Below are 6,503 nucleotides of genomic sequence, written 5' to 3' on the forward strand. Positions count from 1 at the left end.
GTGTAGAAGCTGTCGAGCTTCAGCGCCGCCCCGATATCGGTGGGCAGCTTGAAATCCGCTTCCGCCTCGGTCGATTTGGACTTGAGCCAGCGCTCGGTCAGCCCGCGCGTCGAGACGACGATGCTCGGGCCGTCGTCGCTCTGGGCATAGCGCAGCCCGTCGAGCATGCCATAGCCGATATCGGAGGCGTTGAGGCTTTCGATGTTGTTGGTGCCGGTCGCCGGAAAACCCTTGACCGAAAGCGGGCCGAGAATGGCGGCGAGACGCTGCTTCAGGTCGGCCAGCGCCTTCTCGTTCTGCGCGTCGATGGTTTCGATGGCCGTGTTGGCGCTTACCTGCGCGGTGATGTCGGCAATCGCCTTGTCGCGCGCCGCGATATAATCGTCTTCCGGCGAGGCGGCGAGCGCCGCGCTGCCCGCCAGCGCGAGGAGAAGTGTCAAGACCAGCCGCATGATGTGCCCCGTTTCGCCGAAAACCGTATGCATGTCTTGCAGGCAAGATTGGGCTAAAAAAAGACTTAGGCGCTGCCGCTGAAGCTGCCAATCTCCCCCACAAGGGGGGAGATGCCCGGCAGGGCAGAGGGGGGCGCGAAGGAACGCAAACCATTGAGGTCGTCATCCTAGGGCGAAGCAAGGAGCGAAGCGACGCAGCGCAGACCCTAGGATCCATGCCGTAACGCTAAGGTGTTGCAACGGTTCAGAATTCTGCTCCGCTGCGTCCTCCGGAGAAGGTCACGGCATGGATCCTCGGGTCAAGCCCGAGGATGACGAAGCGCTGGGACGGGCCGATCCAAGTACCGATCCGTCGGCGGGACAGCGCCCCCTCTGTCCTGCCGGACATCTCCCCCACAAGGGGGGAGATCAGCAGTTCCCGTGCTGCACCTGGCTCAACTGTCCTTGCGCTTGTCGACTTCCGCCTTGCGCAACAGGAACCGCTGGATTTTGCCGCTCGGCGTCTTCGGCAGCTCGCTCACGAACTCGACCTCGCGCGGATAGGAGTGTGCCGAGAGCTGCTTCTTCACATGCTGGGCGAGTTCCTCGGCCAGCGCCTCGCTGCCTTTGTAAGCGGGCGCCAGCACCACGAAGGCCTTGACGATTTCGGTGCGCTGCGGATCGGGCACGCCGACCACCGCCGCCTCGTTGACCGCCGGGTGCTCGATCAGCGCGCTTTCGACATCGAAAGGCCCGATGCGGTAGCCGGAAGAGGTGATGACGTCGTCGGCCCGGCCGATAAAGGAGACCGAGCCGTCCGGCTCGTACTCCACCGTGTCGCCGGTGCGATAATAGCCGCCAGCGATCGCCGGCGTTTCCGCCTGGTGGTAGCCGTCGAACCAGCGCAGCGGCGAGTTGGCGATGTCGACGGCAAGCACGCCCGGCTGGTTGGGGCCGAGCTCGTTGCCTTCATCGTCCAGCACCACCATGCGATAGCCCGGCATGGCGAAACCGGCCGAGCCCGCGCGTACCGGATGCCTGAGCCCGTGATGGTTGTTGACCATCATGCCGTTCTCGGTCTGGCCGTAATGGTCGTGGATCGGCGCGGCGAGATGGGCGTCGAACCAGCGGATCACTTCCGGGTTGAGCGGCTCGCCGGCGCTGCTCGCCACGCGCAGCTTTCCTTTGACGCGGGCCGCGGCCTCGGGCCCTTCCGCCATCAGCAGGCGGTAGGCCGTCGGCGAGCCGGCAAGGCTCGTGACGCCCAGCCGCTCGATGATGTCGTAGGTCGATTTGGCGTTGAAGGCGCCTTCGTAGAAGGTGGTGGCGATGCCGAGCAGCAAGGGCCCGGTGATGGCGTAGTAGAGCCCGTAGGCCCAGCCGGGATCGGCGATGTTCCAGAAGACGTCGTCGGGGCGAAGCCCGATCGCGTCGCGCATATAGGCGCCGAAGGCAAGAAGCGCGCTGAGCGGCACCGGCACGCCTTTCGGGTGCCCGGTGGTGCCGGAGGTCGACATCATCATGAACAGGTCCGAGCCCTTGCGCATCACCGGCTCGCAGTCGGGGGAGGCGGCGGCGAGCGCCGCGCGGAAATCGATGTCGCCTGCGGGCAGCGTCTCGCCGGGGGCGAGAATGGTCGCGATGCGCGGGCGGTTTTCCACCTCATCGAGCTTGCCGCGGTTGGCGGGGTTGGTCACCACCAGCTTCGCCTTGCTGTAGCTCAAGCGATGCTCGATCGCCTTCGGTCCGAAGGCGGTGAACAGCGGCTGATAGACGGCGCCGATCCGCCATGTGCCGAGGATCAGCGCTACAAGCTCGGGAATGCGTGGCAGCATGCCGGCCACGACATCGCCGGGGCCGACGCCGAGACTTTTGAGCAGGGTGCCGACACGGCCCGACATGTCGGCGAGGTCTTCGAAGGAATATTCGCGCAATTCGCCGCCGGCCGAGATCGCGCGCAGCGCCAGCCGGTTCTCGCCTGTATAGCGGCCGCAGCATTCGACATAGGCGTTGATGCCGGTCGCCGGATCGCCGTGAAGCCTGGCGATCTCGTCCTCGATGCGGAAGCGCTCGACGGCATCCTCATAGCGCGGCAGCGCCGCCGGCGTGTCGGTCATGGCAATCCTCCCTTGGCGGCGGTCATCTCCCATGATCGCCGCCAAGGGAGATTGCCCGAAAAGAGGGCGCTGGTCGATTGCGGCGAAAGTCGATGGACCTTGGCAAGCGAGTGAGGTCGCGCTCCACGGCGCCCCCTCTGTCCTGCCGAACATCTCCCCACAAGGGGGGAGATTGGCAGCTTCAGCGCCGGCCCTCCCTTACTACATCGGCGATTGGCGAAACCCGGCGCGACATCCGATCTCCCCCAAGTGGGGGAGATGTCCGGCAGGACAGAGGGGGGCGCGAAGGAATGCAAACCCTCTATGGCCGCCTACGCCGCGAGCTAAGGCAAGCGCAGCCCCTGCGCCTCCATATGCCGCTTCCAGCGGTTGCGCAGCTCTCCCGGCCGGCAGCCGATGCGCTCGTCGAGGAACTCCGCCGCGCTGACGCGGTCGGTGCGGAAATGGCGGAAATTCTGGCGCAGCTCGCACCAGGCGGCGAGCAGCCGCACCGTCTCGGCGTAGCCGATCATGGTCGGCCAGATCACGCGCTCGCTCTCGTCGCCCTGTTCGTTGCGGTAGCGGATCCGGATCTTGTGGCCCTTGCGGATCGAAGCCCGCGCCTTGGCGATATCCAGCCCGTCCGGCAGGCTCGCGCGGCTGAGCGGCGCGCCGACGGTTGGATTGCTGACGAAGGGGCGCAGCCGCTCGGGCACGACGGTGGCGATCTTGGCGATCAGGTCGCGCGCCGCGCCCGCCAGCACGGGGTCGCCCTTGTCGGCCACCCATTGCGCGCCGAGCACCGCCGCCTCCAGCTCGTCCGGCGTCAGCATCAGCGGCGGCATGTCGTAGTCGCGGTCGAGCACATAGCCGAGGCCGGCCTCGCCTCGGATCGGCACGCGCTGTCCGATGAGGTCGGCGATGTCGCGATAGACCGACCGGCGCGAGGTCTCGAGCTCCTCGGCGATCCGGCTGGCGGTGATCGGCCGGCTCGAGCGCCGCAGGATCTGGATGATCTGGAACAGTCTGTCGGCGCGGCGCAAGGCAAGTCTCCTGTTGCCACTATGCTGGCAGCAGGCCTGGTCCACAAGCCGGGGCAGGGCTCCTGAACGGGCGCGCCCAGCCGCGAAGATCTCTTCGTCGGCCAGCCGACGGAGAAGACCAGATGAATTTCGTTTCGACCCGCATCATCACCGCCGACGTCAAGCGGCTCGTCGCCTTCTACGAGACAGTCACGGGCATGAAGCTCACGCTCTACACCGAGGACTTCGCCGAGCTGGTCACGGAAGCGGGCACGCTGGCGATCGGCAGCACGCGCACGCTTGCGCTCTTCGGCGGCGACCACGTGGCAAGCCCGGCGGCAAATCGCACCGCCATCATCGAGTTCCGCGTGGCCGATGTCGATGAGGAATACCGCAGGCTTGCCGGGAGTCTGGGCGAAGCGCTGGTGCAGGCGCCGACCACAATGCCCTGGGGCAACCGCTCGCTACTGTTTCGCGATCCCAACGGCAATCTGGTGAACTTCTTCACGCCGGTGACGGAGGCGGCGATAGCGAAGTTTGGCGGGTGAGGGATTGCTATGCCCAGCGCGAAGGAATGAGACGCGGCCGGCTAGCGTGCTTGGCTCTGCGTCAACCGTGCGGTTGACGCCGTGCGCCATCCATCCGATATCCCGCGCAAATCTGTTCCGGGATGTCCATGACTACCGATCTCAAACAACCGGCCGCCGACGCCGCCTGGCAGGACGATGTCCGCGCCGGCGTGCGCCATGTGCGCGACCTTGCCCCGCTGCCGCTCTCGCCGGCCGAGCGCGCCGCCGCGCAGGAGGCCGCCGCGGCCCACAAGGTGCGCGTGCCAAAACCCTATCTCGACCTGATCGACTGGAACGACCCGGACGATCCGATCCGCGCCCAGGTGATCCCTTCGCCCGACGAGCTGGTCGCCGCCGAGGGCGAGCTCGACGACCCGATCGGCGACCATGCCTTCAGCCCGGCGCCCAGGCTGACGCACCGCCATGCCGACCGCGTGCTTCTGTTCCCCACCTATCAATGCGCGGTCTATTGCCGTTTCTGCTTCAGGAAGGAGTCGCTGACCTCGATCGGCCGCGGCTATACGCGGGAAGCCCTGGAGCCGGCGCTGGCCTATATCGCCGGGCATCCCGAAATCCGCGAGGTGATCCTGACCGGCGGTGATCCGCTGTCGCTGCCCGACAAGGCGTTGGCCGAGATCCGCGCCCGCCTGGAGGCGATCCCGCATCTGAGGCTCCTGCGCATCCACACCCGCGTGCCGGTGGCGCTGCCGTCGCGCATCACGCCCGGCCTGGTCGAGGCGCTGCAGGGCCGGCTGATGGTGAGCGTGGTCACGCACTTCAACCACGCGCGGGAAATCACACAGGCCACGGAGGAAGCTTGCCGCGCGATGCGGCAGGCGGGTTTCGTGCTGCTCAACCAGAGCGTTTTGCTGAAAGGCGTCAACGATAAGGTCGAGGTGCTGGAGGAGCTCTGCCGCGAGCTGATGTACCGTCTCGGCGTGAAACCCTATTACCTGCACCACGGCGACCTCGCGCGCGGCATGGCGCACCGTCGCACAACGATCGCCGAGGGCCAGGCGCTGGTGGCGGAACTGCGCCGGCGGCTCTCCGGCATCTGCATCCCGACCTATGTCATCGACCTGCCGGACGGCTGCGGCAAGGTGCCGCTGGCGGCGAGCCATATCGAGGGCCGCGACGGTGACACCTGGCTGATCAGAGGCCAGGACGGCAAGGTGCGGGAATACAAGGAAGTGGTTGGCCAGGACTGACGCCGTATCTGTCTTGCCGGCGTCCGGCGACGGCGCTTGCCCGCCCGACTTTGGCCCCCATTGCGCAGCAGAAGGAACTCCATCTCGCGCCCCGCATTCTATGAGCGGGGACTGAAGGAGCGCCGCGTGAAGGCTTTGTTGGGAATTGCCGGTGGGTTCGTGCTGACCTTGGCCGTGTTCGCCAGCGGGCTTGCCTTCGCCACCTGGATGCTGGCCGCCAAGCCGGTGCGCCAGGCAACCCCCACGATCGGCGTTTCCGAGCTCTGGACGAAGGACGCGCAGCCGGTCGATCCGCAGAAGCAGAATCTCGAGCGCATTCCCGCCCAGCAGGCCGCGCCCGCCAAGGCGGGCGGCGAGCCGACCCCGGGCGAACCAGCCAAGGCGGCTGGCGCCACCCAGCTCGCGGCGCCGGCGGCGACCGCACAGCCGAAGCTGCAGCCATTGCCGGACGTTTCCGCTCCCATCCAGCCCGCGCCGGCCGCCAACGCGGCCCAGCAGCCGACGCCGGCCGATCAGCAGGCTCAGCAACAATTGCCCGTCGCCCATCTGCAATGGTGCGCGACGCGCTACCGCAGCTACCGCCCGGACGAAAACAGCTACCGTTCCTACAGGGGCGAGCTGCGCCCCTGCATCTCGCCCTATTACGATCCCGGCGACCGCACCGCCTCGACCGGCCAAAGCGATCAGACCAGCGATCAGGGCGCGAACGACCGGCAGGCCGCCACGGCCGGCGACGGGATCAACGAGACGAGCGACGACCAGGCCGAGATGCAGGGCTATGCCCCGTTCGGCGACGGCTACGCCACAACCTATGGCGGCCCGCCGGAGGAGATCTCGCCGGAGGCGGAGGCCGCCCAGGCCTCCAGCCGGCCGGTCTCGGCCGACCATATCGACTATTGCTTCAGCCGCTACCGCTCCTACGATCCGCGCGACAACACCTACCAACCCTTCGACGGCGGCCCGCGCCGCCAGTGCGAGTAGGGCCAACGCTTTTCCTCGCCTCCGCCAGCGGCGGGGGGTCCGAACGACGGGCGAGACCCGTGGCCGGAACGGTGGCCGCGAAGCGGCCGGAGAGGGGGCCTGCGGCGCCGGCGGGCTCGCTCAGCATCCTTACGTCGGCGCTCCCCCTCTCCGTTTCGGCTTCGCCGAGCCACCTCTCCCCCGATCGACGGGGTAG

The 6,503-nt window shown here is 67.4% G+C and carries 5 protein-coding genes and 1 pseudogene; 3 read left to right on the top strand and 3 right to left on the bottom strand.

Translation table 11 applies throughout. The features are described 5' to 3' along the window. The 3 genes and pseudogenes from EOA24_RS23810 to EOA24_RS23825 all read right to left on the bottom strand — a co-directional run. A pseudogene (locus EOA24_RS23810) lies at window positions 1-485 on the bottom strand (hypothetical protein); the annotation flags it as partial. A gap of 401 nt (window positions 486-886) precedes the next feature. Further along, a complete protein-coding gene (locus tag EOA24_RS23815) occupies window positions 887-2,548 on the bottom strand; it encodes an acyl-CoA synthetase (RefSeq protein ID WP_126078113.1) in 1,662 nt (553 codons plus the stop codon). Between the two features lie 323 nt (window positions 2,549-2,871). After that, complete coding sequence (locus EOA24_RS23825) at window positions 2,872-3,570, bottom strand: YafY family protein (RefSeq protein WP_126078112.1); 699 nt, start codon at window positions 3,568-3,570, stop codon at window positions 2,872-2,874. Between the two features lie 122 nt (window positions 3,571-3,692). On the opposite strand from EOA24_RS23825, the gene EOA24_RS23830 reads away from it, so the two are divergent. The 3 genes from EOA24_RS23830 (at window position 3,693) to EOA24_RS23840 (ending at window position 6,307) form a co-directional block, all read left to right on the top strand. Further along, entirely contained in the window at window positions 3,693-4,097 is a 405-nt protein-coding gene (locus tag EOA24_RS23830) for a VOC family protein (RefSeq protein WP_126078111.1), read from the top strand. Between the two features lie 128 nt (window positions 4,098-4,225). Next, the gene (locus EOA24_RS23835; RefSeq protein WP_189343180.1) at window positions 4,226-5,326 is read left to right on the top strand and encodes a KamA family radical SAM protein; all 1,101 of its coding nucleotides are present in this window, start codon (window positions 4,226-4,228) and stop codon (window positions 5,324-5,326) included. A gap of 126 nt (window positions 5,327-5,452) precedes the next feature. After that, window positions 5,453-6,307, top strand: a complete 855-nt coding sequence (locus EOA24_RS23840) for a BA14K family protein (RefSeq protein ID WP_245467139.1) — start codon at window positions 5,453-5,455, stop codon at window positions 6,305-6,307. Window positions 6,308-6,503: the final 196 nt, after the last annotated feature.

This window comes from Mesorhizobium sp. M2A.F.Ca.ET.039.01.1.1, from assembly GCF_003998035.1.
Lineage (GTDB): Bacteria > Pseudomonadota > Alphaproteobacteria > Rhizobiales > Rhizobiaceae > Mesorhizobium.